General features: G+C 39.8%; 15 protein-coding genes. 7 read left to right on the top strand and 8 right to left on the bottom strand.

The annotated features are described in order from the left end of the window. The first annotated feature begins 2 nt into the window (after window positions 1-2). Entirely contained in the window at window positions 3-1,052 is a 1,050-nt protein-coding gene (locus F7734_RS32540; RefSeq protein WP_347566326.1) for a mechanosensitive ion channel domain-containing protein, read from the top strand. A gap of 37 nt (window positions 1,053-1,089) precedes the next feature. Continuing rightward, a complete protein-coding gene (locus F7734_RS32545; RefSeq protein WP_155748726.1) occupies window positions 1,090-1,860 on the top strand; it encodes a hypothetical protein in 771 nt (256 codons plus the stop codon). Window positions 1,861-1,916: 56 nt separating this feature from the next. Here F7734_RS32545 and F7734_RS32550 read toward each other — a convergent pair whose 3' ends face one another. The 4 genes from F7734_RS32550 to hpnA form a co-directional block, all read right to left on the bottom strand. Further along, a complete protein-coding gene (locus tag F7734_RS32550; protein WP_347566327.1) occupies window positions 1,917-2,816 on the bottom strand; it encodes an S-layer homology domain-containing protein in 900 nt (299 codons plus the stop codon). 456 nt (window positions 2,817-3,272) lie between these two features. Further along, on the bottom strand, window positions 3,273-4,409 hold the full coding sequence (locus tag F7734_RS32555; RefSeq protein WP_155748686.1) for a glycosyltransferase: 1,137 nt from the start codon (window positions 4,407-4,409) through the stop codon (window positions 3,273-3,275). A gap of 116 nt (window positions 4,410-4,525) precedes the next feature. Further along, window positions 4,526-5,542 carry an adenosyl-hopene transferase HpnH gene (gene hpnH, locus F7734_RS32560; protein ID WP_155748687.1) on the bottom strand — a complete coding sequence of 339 codons (1,017 nt, stop codon included), beginning with the start codon at window positions 5,540-5,542 and terminating at the stop codon, window positions 4,526-4,528. Window positions 5,543-5,766: 224 nt separating this feature from the next. Continuing rightward, window positions 5,767-6,759 carry a hopanoid-associated sugar epimerase gene (gene hpnA / locus F7734_RS32565; RefSeq protein WP_155748688.1) on the bottom strand — a complete coding sequence of 331 codons (993 nt, stop codon included), beginning with the start codon at window positions 6,757-6,759 and terminating at the stop codon, window positions 5,767-5,769. Between the two features lie 128 nt (window positions 6,760-6,887). Between hpnA and F7734_RS32570 the strand changes: the two genes are divergently transcribed. Genes F7734_RS32570 through F7734_RS32590 form a run of 5 tightly spaced genes read left to right on the top strand, consistent with a single transcriptional unit; the run spans window position 6,888 to window position 10,144 of the window. Continuing rightward, a complete protein-coding gene (locus F7734_RS32570) occupies window positions 6,888-7,532 on the top strand; it encodes a Uma2 family endonuclease (protein ID WP_155748689.1) in 645 nt (214 codons plus the stop codon). A gap of 35 nt (window positions 7,533-7,567) precedes the next feature. After that, a complete protein-coding gene (locus F7734_RS32575) occupies window positions 7,568-7,888 on the top strand; it encodes a DUF433 domain-containing protein (RefSeq protein WP_155748690.1) in 321 nt (106 codons plus the stop codon). Window positions 7,889-7,896: 8 nt separating this feature from the next. Next, a complete protein-coding gene (locus F7734_RS32580; protein ID WP_155748691.1) occupies window positions 7,897-8,250 on the top strand; it encodes a DUF5615 family PIN-like protein in 354 nt (117 codons plus the stop codon). Between the two features lie 19 nt (window positions 8,251-8,269). Continuing rightward, on the top strand, window positions 8,270-9,010 hold the full coding sequence (locus F7734_RS32585) for a phosphorylase (protein ID WP_166482294.1): 741 nt from the start codon (window positions 8,270-8,272) through the stop codon (window positions 9,008-9,010). Between the two features lie 30 nt (window positions 9,011-9,040). After that, window positions 9,041-10,144 carry a CHASE2 domain-containing protein gene (locus F7734_RS32590; RefSeq protein ID WP_155748692.1) on the top strand — a complete coding sequence of 368 codons (1,104 nt, stop codon included), beginning with the start codon at window positions 9,041-9,043 and terminating at the stop codon, window positions 10,142-10,144. 93 nt (window positions 10,145-10,237) lie between these two features. Here F7734_RS32590 and F7734_RS32595 read toward each other — a convergent pair whose 3' ends face one another. The 4 genes from F7734_RS32595 to F7734_RS32610 all read right to left on the bottom strand — a co-directional run bounded on the left by F7734_RS32595 (window position 10,238) and on the right by F7734_RS32610 (window position 13,937). Continuing rightward, a complete protein-coding gene (locus F7734_RS32595; RefSeq protein ID WP_155748693.1) occupies window positions 10,238-10,873 on the bottom strand; it encodes a hypothetical protein in 636 nt (211 codons plus the stop codon). A gap of 51 nt (window positions 10,874-10,924) precedes the next feature. Further along, entirely contained in the window at window positions 10,925-11,965 is a 1,041-nt protein-coding gene (locus tag F7734_RS32600) for a formylglycine-generating enzyme family protein (RefSeq protein ID WP_155748694.1), read from the bottom strand. A gap of 53 nt (window positions 11,966-12,018) precedes the next feature. Continuing rightward, entirely contained in the window at window positions 12,019-12,363 is a 345-nt protein-coding gene (locus tag F7734_RS32605; RefSeq protein ID WP_155748695.1) for a hypothetical protein, read from the bottom strand. 239 nt (window positions 12,364-12,602) lie between these two features. After that, window positions 12,603-13,937, bottom strand: coding sequence for a serine/threonine protein kinase (locus tag F7734_RS32610; RefSeq protein WP_155748729.1), 1,335 nt, complete (start codon window positions 13,935-13,937; stop codon window positions 12,603-12,605). Between the last annotated feature and the right edge of the window lie 286 nt (window positions 13,938-14,223).

The raw sequence follows: 14,223 nt of genomic DNA on the forward strand, positions 1-14,223 counted from the left end.
GAATATTTCTACTGTTTTTACTGTTATCTTTTCTCATAGGAAAATATACTCCTTTTTTTATAAGATTGCTGATCGGACAATTCTTTCCAAAACAACTGACAAGAGTTTATGAAAAATTAATTCACCCTGTTAAAAACCTAGTCAAACTTGCCAGTACATTAATTTTAATTTCTTTATCTTTCAATTGGATTGAAGAGTACCAAGCTGTCTATAACTTTATTAACCCTTTTATTGATTTAGCCGTCATTATTAGCGTTGCTTGGCTAGTCTCCCGTTTATTTCGTCAATTTCTCCTTGTTTATGGAATAGACTTACTCCGGAAGTTTGGTCGGGAAGTTGATGAGCTACTATTGGTATTTGAGACTTTAGCAAATGTGATTATTGGCTTTTTTGCCGTTCTCGCTTTTGCCAAGAACCGATTTGACTTAATTGGCTTGGTTACAGGCTTGGGAATTGCGGGAGTAGCGGTTGCCTTTGCCGCTCAAAAGACTTTAGAGCAACTGCTCGGAACTATTGTATTGTATTTAGATCGCCCCTTTGTTCCTGGTGAATACATTCGCTTACAGCGTTCTCAACAAATTCCTGAAGGTCTCTTTGGTCGAGTTGAATCCATTGGTTTACGCTCTACCAAGATTCGTACAGCAGCAAAAAGCACGCTTTTTATTGTACCAAATTCTATATTAGCAAATTTAGAAATTGAAAATATTACTAGAGGGAAGAAGGTAATGGTCTTACTTTATATTGATTTTTTAAAGTTTTTAGAAGAACGAGAGCAAGCACTAGTGCAACAAGTCATTTCCAAGAGCACTAACTCTTTATTTGGAATTGACCCAGGCAGTACCAATATTACTTTAACAGACGATTCTGAAAATCTGACAACCCATGCTAGAGTCACATTTTTTATATTAGGTTCCAGTGACAATTCAATCCAATTAAGAAAGAGGTTGTTGGAGTTAGCAAATGAGAAAATTTCCAAGCAACTTCACAATTATGGAATTGCATTTAAAATGCAAGAACCGACTATCTACGTAGAATCTCCTGTCACAATATAAGTATATGTTCCTTGCCCTTGCCCATACAGCAGAATTGATGTTTGCTTCTTCAGAGCAAACGGTATCCAACTCTAATATCCTCTTGCTATCTGCAACCTGTGCGATCGCTTTAGCAATTGTACATTTGTTCTCCGGCAAACTACACTTGCTTAGAAAGACCCCACGCAATCAGTGGCTTTCTATTGGCAGTGGTGTATCTGTTGCGTATGTGTTCATCCATATTTTACCAGAATTAAATCTGGCACAGCAAACCATTGAAAGCAGTCTGGAGACTGCTCTTTCCTTCTTGGAACATCATGTTTATCTAGTTGCACTTTTGGGTCTAGCTGTATTTTATGGGCTAGAGAGATATGCTATAGAATCACGCCAGCGCAATCAAAAAGTAGGTAAAGGAGATGTGACCTCTTCAGGTGTTTTTTGGATACATATCACTTCTTTTGCTGTTTATAACGCCCTAATTGGTTACTTGTTGCTTCACCGAGAAGAACAGGGTATTCAAAGTTTGTTTCTCTTTTTCTTCGCAATGGCGTTACATTTCGTGGTCAACGATTACGGTCTGCGCGAGCATCATAAAGCAATTTATGACCGGATAGGACGCTGGATATTAGCTGCAGCAATTATTGTCGGTTGGGTTATTGGTAGTGCAACGGTAATCGATAAGGCAGCAGTTGCAGTTTTGTTTGCCTTTTTAGCCGGAGGTGTTGTTCTTAACGTTCTTAAGGAGGAACTACCAGAAGAACGAGAAAGCCGCTTTTTGTCTTTTGTTCTAGGTGCTGGAGCCTATACAATCTTACTTCTGGCTCTTTAACCGAGTCCGCGCAATTGCCTCCACTTTTCACAGCCACTTGAGCTTGTAAGCGTTCATCAGCGATCGATGCTTCGACCAACAATATAGTTAGAAGCTGGTCTAGTACTTTGAAGAGGTTCTAATCTTCCCTGATTGACCAATGCTTGATGAACAAAAGCAGCAATATCTCCACGAGTGGCATTCTTGTTTGGATTGAGAATTCTAGTATTGGGATAATTGACCACAAGAGCAGCTTGAGTGGCTGCCGCAACATTGTCTACAGCATATTGAGGAATTTTATCCGCATCTGTATAGTAATTACTAACTACAACTGATGCAGGAGGTTGAGGTGCTGTTTTAGCAGCTTTTGCAGCTACCATTGGCTGCATTAAAGAAGTCATTGCTAGGGGAAAGAAAAACAGTTTTGTAGCTCTTTGACTCTTAGCAGGTTGAGTGGTTGCTTGAGGAGTTGATTTCTTCAAATTTAAGTTTTGCGTCAAAGACACTAACACCTCAACTCTAGAAACTGGTTGCTGAGGTTTAAAATATCCTCCCGGATAACCATGCATAAATCCTGCTTCGTAGGCTTCTTCAATTGCTGATGCTGCCCAATAGCCAGCCTGAACATCTTTATAAACACTACCACTGGCTATCCGTCGCTCTTGGTTTTGGTGAAAAGCTTGACGAAGGACAGCGGCAAATTCATCTCGATTCACAGGACGGTTTGGTCTATAAGTGCCATCCAGATATCCAGTCACAATATTCCGTTCTGCCAGTGCTTCAATGAATGGCTGTGCCCAGTGGTCTGCAGTATCGGGAAAGTTGGCTGTTGGTTCTGGTGCGGCGTTCGCGTAGCCGCTGCTTTGCAGCATCGCTACCTTAGACACTGAAGTAACAAAGGGAACTACAGCAGTTGTTACTAGTCCTGTCAATAACAAACCTGCACTTGCTAATGACCAATAAGAAAGGTTAAACACAGTAATTCTCCAATAGTTTTCAGCTTTTTCTTATAAAGAAGTTTAACAATTGTATTTTCTAAAAAGATTCTATCTCGTGGTATAAAATTTGTTTTTGCATATTTACATTGGATTGAAAAAGTCATGCGATCGCATTAAAAAAAATCTCATCAATTTCTCCACGAGTTTTCCACTATTTAAGATTAATGTATAAATATGGCATCCTAAATAAGTTACAAACAGTTAGAACACCGACTTCTTAAAGAAGTTGGGGTTCTGGACAACAGAATATTCACAAATCAAATAGGAATGCTATATACTAAAGGAGCAACAAGATAGCTTAAAAAGCTTATAAGCTCGTGCAAATGTCAATTTGGTAAAAAAAGATAGGTTTAATTTTGTTAAAGTCTTCATTTCAGGGAAGAAATGAAGTTTTGTAAGAAAATTCTACAATCACAACTTAGGTGATCGTAACCGCTAACCAAGCACAATCAAACCATCACCTTCAATTCGGAGTTTTCTTCCACGCCAATACACGTTTCTTCCAAAGCCACCTACAGCCCAGATAATAAAACTGAGTGCATCTCGTAACGGTACAATCCAAAGCCAAAGCAGGAGTTTGGGGCATTTCATACTAGAAATAGAGACAAGCACTTGTAGATAGCGGATGAGTAGTGTTGTCAGGCAAAGAGCGATCGCCCAACTCGAAAAGTGACAAAGCAGCAGTAGAGGAAGACAATACACAGTACCGTAACAGAACGCCATAGAGTAATACACAAAACCGCGATTAAAACGAATCGTTCTCGCCCAACGCAATTCTCGGTCATATAACTGCTTGATGCTTTCGTTTCCAGTGTCCCAATCAAGAATATAGTGGGATAACTCAACTTGATAGCCTGCTAATGCTGCTCTCTTGCCTAGGTTATAATCCGAACCTATGCGGTTTAATTGTAATCCTCCAAAGCTAGCGAGAGTTGCTTTATGTGTCGCAATGGTAACTCCTATAGCTAACTGAAGACTGCCATCAAGAATACGGGCAATTAAGAGACTGGGAATAAAGTCTGCACAGCGTCCAAGAGAAGCTAAAGCAGCTCCTAAAAATTGAGGTTTGTAGCCTACGTAGGCACAGGTAATAACACTAGCTTTCTCAGTCATTAAAGGAGAAATGACACTTCGGATATAGTTTCGATTGACTCGAATATCACCATCAGCAAAGATAATGAGTTCGTGCTGAGCTTGTTCTAGTAAATAACTTAAATTGCTATCCTTAAGATTGACGCCACGAGGTTCTAAACCCACAAAGAGCTTCACGCGGTTGGGAAAAGTAATAGCGAGCTTTTCCAACAGGGGGACAGCAGGATCGTTGGAATCGGTAACACCAAAAAGAACTTCATAGTTTGGATGATTTTGAGTGCATAAAGAAGTCCAGTTTTCCCACGCTCCCTCATCAAGACCTCGGATAGAGACTAAGATAGAAACTGGGGTACTTGTAGCGATCGCAATTTCTTCTTGACTAGATGTATGAGATGAAAAAAACTGATAGGTGCTTAAAGCACACGCTAGGTAGAAAATAATTGAGCCACCTATCAGTATGAGGAACGCAATTTCAAACATTCTGTTGAAGGGTTAGTTGTTAGTGGTTAGTTGTTAGTGGTTGGTGGTTAGTAGCTGCACTTCTTCAACTGTATGGGCGCGGCGGCCTTGCGCCCCTACTAACAACTAACCACTAACTAACGCCCAAAGAGTGCTTTAACAGAACGTCCTATATTATTGGGTTGCATGGCATCCATTGCAGCAGTTGGTTCGTAACCACAATGAACCATACAATCCGCACATTTAGGATTTCCACTCTTACGACCGTATTGATTCCAATCAGTTTTGTCTATGAGTTCTTGAAAAGTCTTGTAGTGACCTTCATTAAGAAGATAGCAAGGCTTTTGCCAACCAAGAACGCTGTAGCTAGGACTACCCCAAGGGGTACATTCATAATCTTTTTCACCAATTAAAAAGTCTAAAAATAGAGGATTGTGATTAAAGTTCCAGTTTTTTTGACCTGTTTTGTAAGGGGTTAAAATTTCTCGGAAAAGAGCTTGAGTTTGTTCGCGCTTGAGAAAATGGTCTTGGTCGGGTGCCCACTCGTAGCTATAGCCAGGGGAAATCATCATACCATCAATTCCAAGGTCGTTAAGGAAGCTAAAAAATTCTTGGATTTCTTTTGGGTCTGTTCCCTCAAAAATGGTGGTATTTGTTGTGACGCGGAACCCCTTAGCTTTCGCAGCACGAATTGCTTGAACGGCTGTATCAAACACTCCTTTACGGTCAACACATTTGTCGTGTAGTTCCCTCATACCATCCAAATGTACGCTAAATGTCAAGTATGGAGAAGGTTCAAACTTATCAAGACTTTTCTCTAACAATAAACCATTTGTACAAAGGTAAATAAACTTTTTGCGTTCTACCAATCCTCTGACAATCTCATCGATTTGAGGATGAAGTAGGGGTTCTCCTCCAGGAATTGAAACAACAGGCGCACCGCACTCTTCTACTGCAGCAAAGCATTCTTCAGGAGATAAATGTTGCTTGAGAATCTCTTTAGGATGCTGTATTTTGCCACAACCAGAACAAGCTAAATTACATCGGAATAGCGGTTCCAACATGAGCACTAAAGGAAAGTGCTTGCGTCCCAACAGGCGTTGAGTCACTAAGTACTTACCGACTTCCATTGCTTGTTGTAAATGAATTCCCATAATTCTCCTCTACACCTTGACATGGACTCAAGCTAAAAACAGTTTACATTTAACAGATTGACTGATTTCATCTGTAACAGGACTTACCCAAAGCCCCTTTTTAAGGGGGGTTGGGGGGATCTCCAAAGCGTGAGATCCCTAAAATACCGTTGAGGTTGCGTCAGTCCTGTGTAACTTTGGCAATTGTTTGGCATTACTAAAAAAATAGTAAAAAATTACTAATTTTATGCTATGTCAACGTATTTCTGAGCTATAAACCAATTTACGGCATCTTGTAAAGCATTTATAATAGGGGACTGGGGCAAACCCAGTTCTCTGACTGCCTTTGAAGCATCGTAGTACATCGTTTGACGTGCCATGCGAACCCCATCTAAAGGAACGGAGGGAGTTTTGCCCAAAGGAGCCAGCATTTTTTCATCTACCCAAGCAACGCTTAACGGTATCCAATAAGGAACGGAGATTTGAGGGGTGGGTATACCTGTAATTTCAGCAAGCTGTTCCAAGAGGGCTTTGAAAGAAAGGTTTTGGTGACCTAAAATATAGCGATCGCCTGTTTTTCCTTTTTCCAAAGCTAATATATGCCCCTTTGCGACATCGCGCACATCAATAAAATTCAAACCTGTATTCAAGTAGGCAGACATTTGCCGTCGGAGAAAGCGTAAAATTATATCACCAGTGGGAGTCGGTTTGATATCCATCGGACCAATAGGACTGCTAGGATTCACTATGACAATATCTTGACCGGAACGCACGGCAAGATGAGCTTCTTGCTCGGCAAGATACTTAGACTTTTTGTAGTAACCAATAAGTTCCTCAAGAGGACTTTGATGAGTTTCATCCACAATTTTTCCCGATTTATCGACACCAATAGCTGCAACAGAACTCGTATAAACTGTTCGTGCAATCCCTGCAGTACGAGCAGCAGCTAAGATATTGCGAGTTCCCAGGACATTATTTTGGTATAGTGTATCTTTGTCAGATTGCCACAAGGAATAATGAGCTGCAACGTGGAAAAGAACTTGGCAACCTCGAATTTTGCCGTGCAATTCCGAATCATTCAAATCGCCTCGAACAATTTCAACATCTAAGTTTTTTAAATTGTCTAAATTGCTGCTCGATCGCACAAGCGCTCTGACATTATAGCCCTCTTCAAGTAACAACCTAACTAAATTGGCTCCAACAAAGCCTGTTCCACCAGTTACAAATGCTCGTGTCATCAGATAAAAATCCTTATCAACTTATTGTTCGTTCTTTATCTTTGCCTTTTTTGGTCAAATCATCTGTCGATTGGAAAGCTAAATGTAGTAAGGTAGATACAAGGATACCACTTTCCTAACTCCGTACTATGACTGCAACGCTCATTCAAAGTCCTGACAGGGTATTACTGAAGAATATTAGCTGGCAAACGTATCAATCTTTAGTTAAGGACTTTGAACAGCAGCCAGCTATCCGTCTTACCTACGATCGCGGTTTGCTAGAGATTAGAATGCCATTAGACCCGCATGAAACTTATAAAAAACTACTCGGACGTTTAGTTGAAGTGCTGACAGAAGAACTAGGAATTGAAATCCGAAGTTTGGGATCTAGAACCTGCAGTCGCGAAGATTTAGAAAAAGGGCTTGAACCCGACCAATGTTACTATATCCAAAACGAACCAGCAGTTTGGAATAAAGAGCAAATCGATCTGACAAAAGATCCACCCCCAGACCTTGCTATTGAAGTCGATATTACCAGTAGTTCTATTGACAGACTAGATATCTACTTAAATCTAAGCGTACCCGAAGTTTGGCGCTATGATGGTCAATCAATAATAATTTACTGTTTGGAAAATAATCAATACCAACTACGAGATCGTAGTATTGCTTTCCCATCATTAGCAATCCAAGACCTTGAAAGGTTTTTGACTCTGAAGAAAACAACTAAAGAAAATGCTCTCATTCGCTTGTTTCGCGAATGGGTGAGGGAAAAGATGACGACGAACAGGTTATAGTTTAATATTTAAGAGAAAGAGTATTCAGTAATTTTATGACAGGATCGCCAACTGTAGCAAAGCAGTACGTTGAACAACGAAACAAAGGCTATTGGATTGAAGGGACTCGTATTTCTCTAGATTCGGTAGTTTACGAGTTTTTAAACGGTGAGCCTCCTGAAAGTATTGCTAAAAACTTTCCGTTGCTCACTCTAGAACAGATTTATGGTGCTATTACCTTTTATCTTGCTAATCAAGAGTTAATTGACACTTATTTAAAAGAGGCGGAAGAAGAATTTGAGAAATTGCAACAATCGCTTAGAGAGAAAAATTCATCCTTATATCAGAAATTGAAAGCTGCTCAAATGCAAAAATAAAGCAAAGCATGACAAAAGTTCGATTTCAAGCAGATGCGGATCTTAAACAAGCAATTGTAACTGGTACTACACGCAGGGAACCAAGTATTGATTTCCAATCAGCAAATGGAGCAGAGCTTGAGGGTAAGACAGACAAAGAGGTACTAGCCATAGCAGCGCTTCAGGGAAGAATTATTGTCACTCACGACCGTAAAACTATGCCTATTGAGTTTGGTGAGTTCATAATGTCACAAACCAGTTCAGGTGTGTTAATTATTCCTCAAAATATGTCAATCAGTGACGCAATTGAAGGATTGCTTCTCATTTGGGGAGCTTCTAACACTGAGGAATGGATTAATCAGATAATGTCTCTTCCTTTATAAGAAATGGAATAATAAACAAGTGCAAAATTTGAAAATTCCTATTGATACGATTCTCGTTCCTCAAGGGGCTGAATATAAATCTGTTTGCAAAGGATTAAATCGTGTTGCAGAACCGAAACCAAACGTTTTGCCAATACCCATGGGTACATTACCATTAAAGAATTATTTGGAAATCTTGCAGCAATCTGTAAACCTTCAACCACATTCGCGAGTTTTGCTGATGGGTTTATGTGGAAGTTTATCAATCCAATATAATGTTGGAAACATTGTGGTGTACAAAAGTTGTATTTATTCGGGTTTCAAACAAGATCGAGGTAATTCTCGATCTGTCTCTCAACTCTTCTGCGAGCCTGAATTGACAGCAACACTGCAAAATAAATTATCCACTAAAAAAGCTTTTACAGGTATTGGCTTAACAAGCGATCGCTTCATCTATTCTGCCAACGAGAAACTGCATCTAGGTCAAACGTACAATACCAATGTTGTAGATATGGAAGGATTTGTTGCATTAGAACATCTAAGTCAATTGGGTATTGCTGTAGGTATGGTGCGAGTTGTTAGCGATGATGCACGCTATGATATACCGAATCTCACCAATGCGTTAAATTCTGATGGTTCCTTGCAACCACTTCCATTATTCATGGGACTACTTCGAGAACCAATTGCGGCGGCGCGACTCATTTTTGGTTCACTACGAGGACTACAGGTATTGCAAAAAGTGACAAATACTTTATTTGCAGGAAATTCTCCAACGCAGTAGGCTTGCTTTTCTCATACCAAACTTGAATTAATGGCTTTTGACCAGTTAATGCAACTGCGTCCTCAAGAAAAAGCAGATAAGCGGATTTTAATAGTAAAAGCAGAAGAGCAAGATATTCATAAATATGGCTTTCCATTACCGGATGGTATTCTTGCTCAAGCAATCGGTAAGTTAGACCAGTATCAACCACAGGTAATTGGTTTAGATATATTTCGCAATGTCCCTAGAGAACCTGGTTCTGCTCAATTAGCCAAACATTTTCAAAACAACCAGCGCTTAATAGCAGTTTGTCGAGTCCCTGAAGCGAGAGATCCTAATAACCCTGGTATCGCCCCACCTAAAGCAATAGCAGCAGAGGGTGTTGGCTTTGCAGATGTGCTCCTCGATTCTGATGGAGTTTTGCGCCGCCATCTTTTATTTCTCAATCCAGAGGAAAATTCTGTTTGTACCTCCAAAAATTCTTTTAGTATTTTGCTAGCACTTAATTACTTGGCAAAAAAAGGTATACAGCCTTTACAAAGTGCAGAAGAAAGAAATTTAAATTTGGATTCTGTGGTTTTTACACCTTTACCCTATGAAGGTCGTGCTGGTGGGTATAGCAATATTAATGGAGAAGGAACGCAAATATTGCTAAATTATCGGGCTATTAAAGATGTAACTCAAATAGCAAAAACAGTCACTTTATCACAGGTTATCAACAGTCAAATAAAGAGGGAAGATGTAGAAAATCGAATTGTCATTGTAGGGATAACAGATAGAACTGCTGGTGGTGATTTTATAAATACGCCATACGGAGAAATTCCAGGGGTATTGATGCAAGCGTATGCAGTCAGTCAGATACTCAGTACAGTACTGGATCGACCAAGGAGACCTTTGTTGAGGGTTTGGTCGTTGGAAGCTGAAATATTCTGGATTTGGGGTTGGTCTTTGGTGGGAGGAGTTTTGCTGTGGCGTTGGCGATCGCTCTTCTTTGTTCTGGGAGCGGTGACAATCACGACTGCAGTGATGGCGGAGCTGTGTCTATTTCTGTTAATTCAAGGGAGTTGGGTACCTCTTGTACCATCAGCTTTGGCATTAATTATCTCTAGCGGGTGTGTTGCCATTTATCAACACAATGAAAGTAAGTCGGCGTGAATAAATAGAACTTTCAGTTAGGGCTATATGCTAGAAGCTTGTTGCAAGCGATTTGGTCTTTATCTGCTTCTGCAAAAGCCCGTAACTTGATTATTAGTGAAAGAAGATTGATGCTATAAATAAAATAACTGCGTAAGCAATTACGTTATATAGTATCGACAGCAGCATTTTTTGGAAAATCCGACCAGAGAAAACACCAGATTTCCCCCCTACAAACTGAAGAATATAATTATCTGTTTGAATAGCAGGGTTTACGAAAAAAAGGTGAGTAAGAAAGCTCCTTAATTCCCTTGTCTTCATTGAGCCTACAGTAATTGCGCCAATGTAATCGTAGTTTTTGTCCAGAAATACAATGGCATTTGCTGTCGTTACAGAATAAGCAATAACGAGGAAGAGAAAATTTGCTTTTGCATAATGAGTAACAAAAGAGACATCATCAATATAAAAATCGAACGACGTAGGAGTTCCTTGGGAATTTACGATATTTTTTACCATAACTCTAGGACCTTCTACGTATATTCCATCTCCTGTTTTTTGAGAGGTGGGGAAGTAGAGAGAGCAATCGATGTTCTGAATATTTAAGCGTGAAAGCCTTTCTCTAATTTGACTAAGTTCATCAGAGAATTGATGCTGAGGAATTCTGGATAAATACTCTTCAATTGTTGCAGTTTTCTGTTCTTTGGCTGCTTGTACTGATTCATTAACATGAAATCTTTCTTGTCCTTTCATCAGTTTACTCCTTTTGTAGTAGTAATAAAATTTGCAAAACTATTGTTTTTGTTATTGCTCTCTAAGCACTCTGAAACCAAGATGATCGTATTTACTTGCTAACCAGAAAAAATCTCTAGTAAAAATCTTTGATTTATTATCAATATGCTTCCAACTGCCTCCTCGAACAACCTTATTTTCTCCAGCCTTCGGTCCTTTAGGATTAGTTTCAGGTTCTGGAGAATATTCACCATACCAATCAAAACACCACTCGGACACATTACCACTCATATCAAATATTCCTAATTCATTAGGTTGTTTTTCTCCTACAGGATGACTGCTAGAACCTGAGTTTTTATCAAACCAAGCTACAAAATTTGGATTATTACTACCTGCCCATTTAAATTGATTGCTTTTCAAGCCTCCTCGTGCAGCAAATTCCCATTCCGCCTCTGTCGGAAGTCGAAATTTTAAACCAGTAATTTGCGAGAGCCAAGCACAATAAGTTACGGCTTCATACCAGCAAACCAGGATTATGGGGAAACTTTCACCTTGATTCCAACTTGGTAAAGAAGGCATTTGATTTCCTGTTGCATTGCAATAAGCTTTATATTCCTTCACAGTAACAGGATATTTACCCATCCAAAAATTACTTAGAGTTATAGTTGTTCTGTTATCAAATAATCCTCTCTCACCTCTTTTGAATGTGCCTCCCTTGACAAAAATAACCTCTGGCACAACTTCCTGATTAATCTGCTTGCGTTCCCCTTTTACCTCAACCTTAAAGTGGTTTTCCTCTATTTTTACTATTATCCCCAGAGCCAATGCCCAAGATTCTACAGCCCATTTAACTGCATCTTCAGCGAGGTATAATCTATCATGTATTTGCTTGGTGAGCCGAGCTAGCAACATTTCAGTTGGTATATTTTTTTTGGATGATAGCAATTCCTTTGCAACTCCATTTTTTAGCGCACTCATCAAAACGAAAATTTCTCCAGAGTATTGACCACATAGGTCTCGCAAGAGAGCCTCACATTGCTTTGGCTCGTCACATAAAGACTGACCGTATTTAGAAATTACTTCGCAGAGCTTTTGTCGGGGGAGGTTATTCATTATTAGTTCTCTTCTACAACTGAATCAAAATGGCTCTTGGTTTAGCTGAAGTTTTATGGATTGACATAAAAGTTACTAATTGTACAAAGATTAACTTTATATTTCTCGTTACTTTGTCTGTTAGCAAAAACCACTTTGATATCAAATAAACACGCATTAGATGAACCTGAAAAACGGATATTTATATCTTTGCCCGGTTTGAGAACATCACGACCGAGAACATCCTCTTCCCAAATACCAATGTCTGAATCCGAGACATAGACTTGCACAATTGTTAAATTGGTATGATTGTGAAGTTTAAAATCGAGTTGGTCAGCCCAAGCGACTTGCATATTCAAGGCAGTCGTAGCGAGACAAGTAAGAAAAATACTAAGTTTTTGTTGGTAGTTGAGTGACATAATGTACCTACCTTGAGAAATTTTATTTCTTTTCAATTCTGAAAATTGAGTTCTAATTACAAATGCTCTTTAGCTGTTTGCACGCAATAGAGAGTGGATTTTAGAAGCAAGTCAGAACATATGCAAATTTAGTGTTTGGAGATCGCCTCTATTGTTTTCACTTTCTTATCAGGAAGAAAACAGGGATTTATGCACGCAAAGGACAAGACAAATATAAAGTTTGAGTATTACATCAATATTCAACGCCGAATTTCCCCCTCTACTTGACCAAAGTTTATCTTTGTCCCTGTAGCAAGAGAGACACTACGCCCTGGTTCTACATCTTTGACCGTACCATCAGCCGTCGTAGTCACCCATTTTTGCTGAGAAAGGTTTTTCAGTCCCCAAAGATTGGGGTTGTTTGGGTGCTGAGTGACTGATGCGATCGCTTGAGAAAAATCCCATCGCCGATGGTCATCCACATGGTGGGGGAAAAGCTCTGTATTGTAGTTCAACATGACAATGTTTTTATCAATCCGAATTCGAGGTGGTACTGGAATTTCTTTGCGACATTGTTTATTCCAGCAAGGATTGAGTTGGCCTCCTGATGCTTTGAGAGAGTCAGCATCATAGAAATTTTCATGACCGCAGTGAGGGCAATAGATAATTGAGTCGCGCAAACGAATCATGGCGAGCCGCCACTCTGTTTCTTGGATTCGTCCACCACTGGGATTGCGAATGCCATCAGTAAAAGCTTTGGTAAATAGTTCCCGCAGAAATTGGGGGTATATTGACCAAAAGACAATGGCATTATCTTGGTAGCCAGGGACAGGACGATTGGAATCGTCTTTTGGATCGAATATAAAAACAGGCTCTTCGCCGTAGAGCTTTGTCATGGCAGGCAAGTCAAAGCACTTAATCTCCGCTTCCTTTCTGCCTTCCAAGGGATGATGCACCATGAACGTATAGAACAGTAGCACCGCTAGTGAAAATAAATCTGTTTGGGTACTAGGTCGCTCCTTACCGCAGACAATTTCTGGAGCCATAAAGCGTGGAGTACCACTAACAGCACTTTTCCCAACTTTATTAACATCAACGTTATCGTTATCGCATATAAGAATATGTCCAGTCTCTGGTTCAAAGAAAACATTGCCAAAGGAAATATCGCAGTAACACAATCCCTGAGCATGTAGTTGAAAAAAACTATCTGCCAATTCAAATCCTGCTGTAGCTAAAGAACGAAATGTTGGCTCAATCCGTCGTTTCATTAAATCAATGAGACTCTTGTAGCCAGGTTCTCGTAGCGGCATGATATAGCCAAAACTCTCAACTTCTGGAGATGAAGTTAGCTCCATTGGCCAAAGAAATCTCTCGCTTGGTGGTCCAGTCTCAATCGCTGTCTCTAATCGTTCCCGCAGATGACGATCTATTTGCAGATAATGGGGGAAATACCATTTCAGGGCCATTTCCTTCCCACCCAAGTTAACGCGGTAGACTTCTCCCTGACCACCACCCCCAAGAAATTGCTCCACCATACAGGGAATTTTGGAGGACTCCGTATAAACGGTTTGCCCTGTTTTCAGGATTTCATTCATTTTATTGCCCCTAATATCATCATTTCTGCTATTTTTGTGAAACAAATTAATTGTCAAAAGGTAATAGTCTTTTATTGAGTAAATGGAACCTTTAGTGAATATTTCGTGCTTGTACAAAGACTTGAACAGCACGAGATGAACCTTAGCAGTTTGCCAGAATAAATTAGGCAACCATAATTGCATCAGCAATATGCCACATCCCACTACTCCCAAAGACACCAGAGTGGTGATTAATAAGAACTTGCTTTGAGGGAAAAATTGTTTTATTGACCTCATGGCTTTTCAC

The sequence above is a fragment of the Scytonema sp. UIC 10036 genome (genome assembly GCF_009725235.1).

Coding starts and splice junctions, on each gene's coding strand:
- hpnA (WP_155748688.1), bottom strand. CDS start 6,759: ATGACACGAGCATTTGTAACTGGTGGAACAGGCTTTGTTGGAGCCAAT.
- F7734_RS32545 (WP_155748726.1), top strand. CDS start 1,090: ATGTTTGCTTCTTCAGAGCAAACGGTATCCAACTCTAATATCCTCTTG.
- F7734_RS32555 (WP_155748686.1), bottom strand. CDS start 4,409: ATGTTTGAAATTGCGTTCCTCATACTGATAGGTGGCTCAATTATTTTC.
- F7734_RS32610 (WP_155748729.1), bottom strand. CDS start 13,937: ATGAATGAAATCCTGAAAACAGGGCAAACCGTTTATACGGAGTCCTCC.
- F7734_RS32580 (WP_155748691.1), top strand. CDS start 7,897: ATGACAAAAGTTCGATTTCAAGCAGATGCGGATCTTAAACAAGCAATT.
- F7734_RS32595 (WP_155748693.1), bottom strand. CDS start 10,873: ATGAAAGGACAAGAAAGATTTCATGTTAATGAATCAGTACAAGCAGCC.
- F7734_RS32590 (WP_155748692.1), top strand. CDS start 9,041: ATGGCTTTTGACCAGTTAATGCAACTGCGTCCTCAAGAAAAAGCAGAT.
- hpnH (WP_155748687.1), bottom strand. CDS start 5,542: ATGGGAATTCATTTACAACAAGCAATGGAAGTCGGTAAGTACTTAGTG.
- F7734_RS32605 (WP_155748695.1), bottom strand. CDS start 12,363: ATGTCACTCAACTACCAACAAAAACTTAGTATTTTTCTTACTTGTCTC.
- F7734_RS32570 (WP_155748689.1), top strand. CDS start 6,888: ATGACTGCAACGCTCATTCAAAGTCCTGACAGGGTATTACTGAAGAAT.
- F7734_RS32600 (WP_155748694.1), bottom strand. CDS start 11,965: ATGAATAACCTCCCCCGACAAAAGCTCTGCGAAGTAATTTCTAAATAC.
- F7734_RS32575 (WP_155748690.1), top strand. CDS start 7,568: ATGACAGGATCGCCAACTGTAGCAAAGCAGTACGTTGAACAACGAAAC.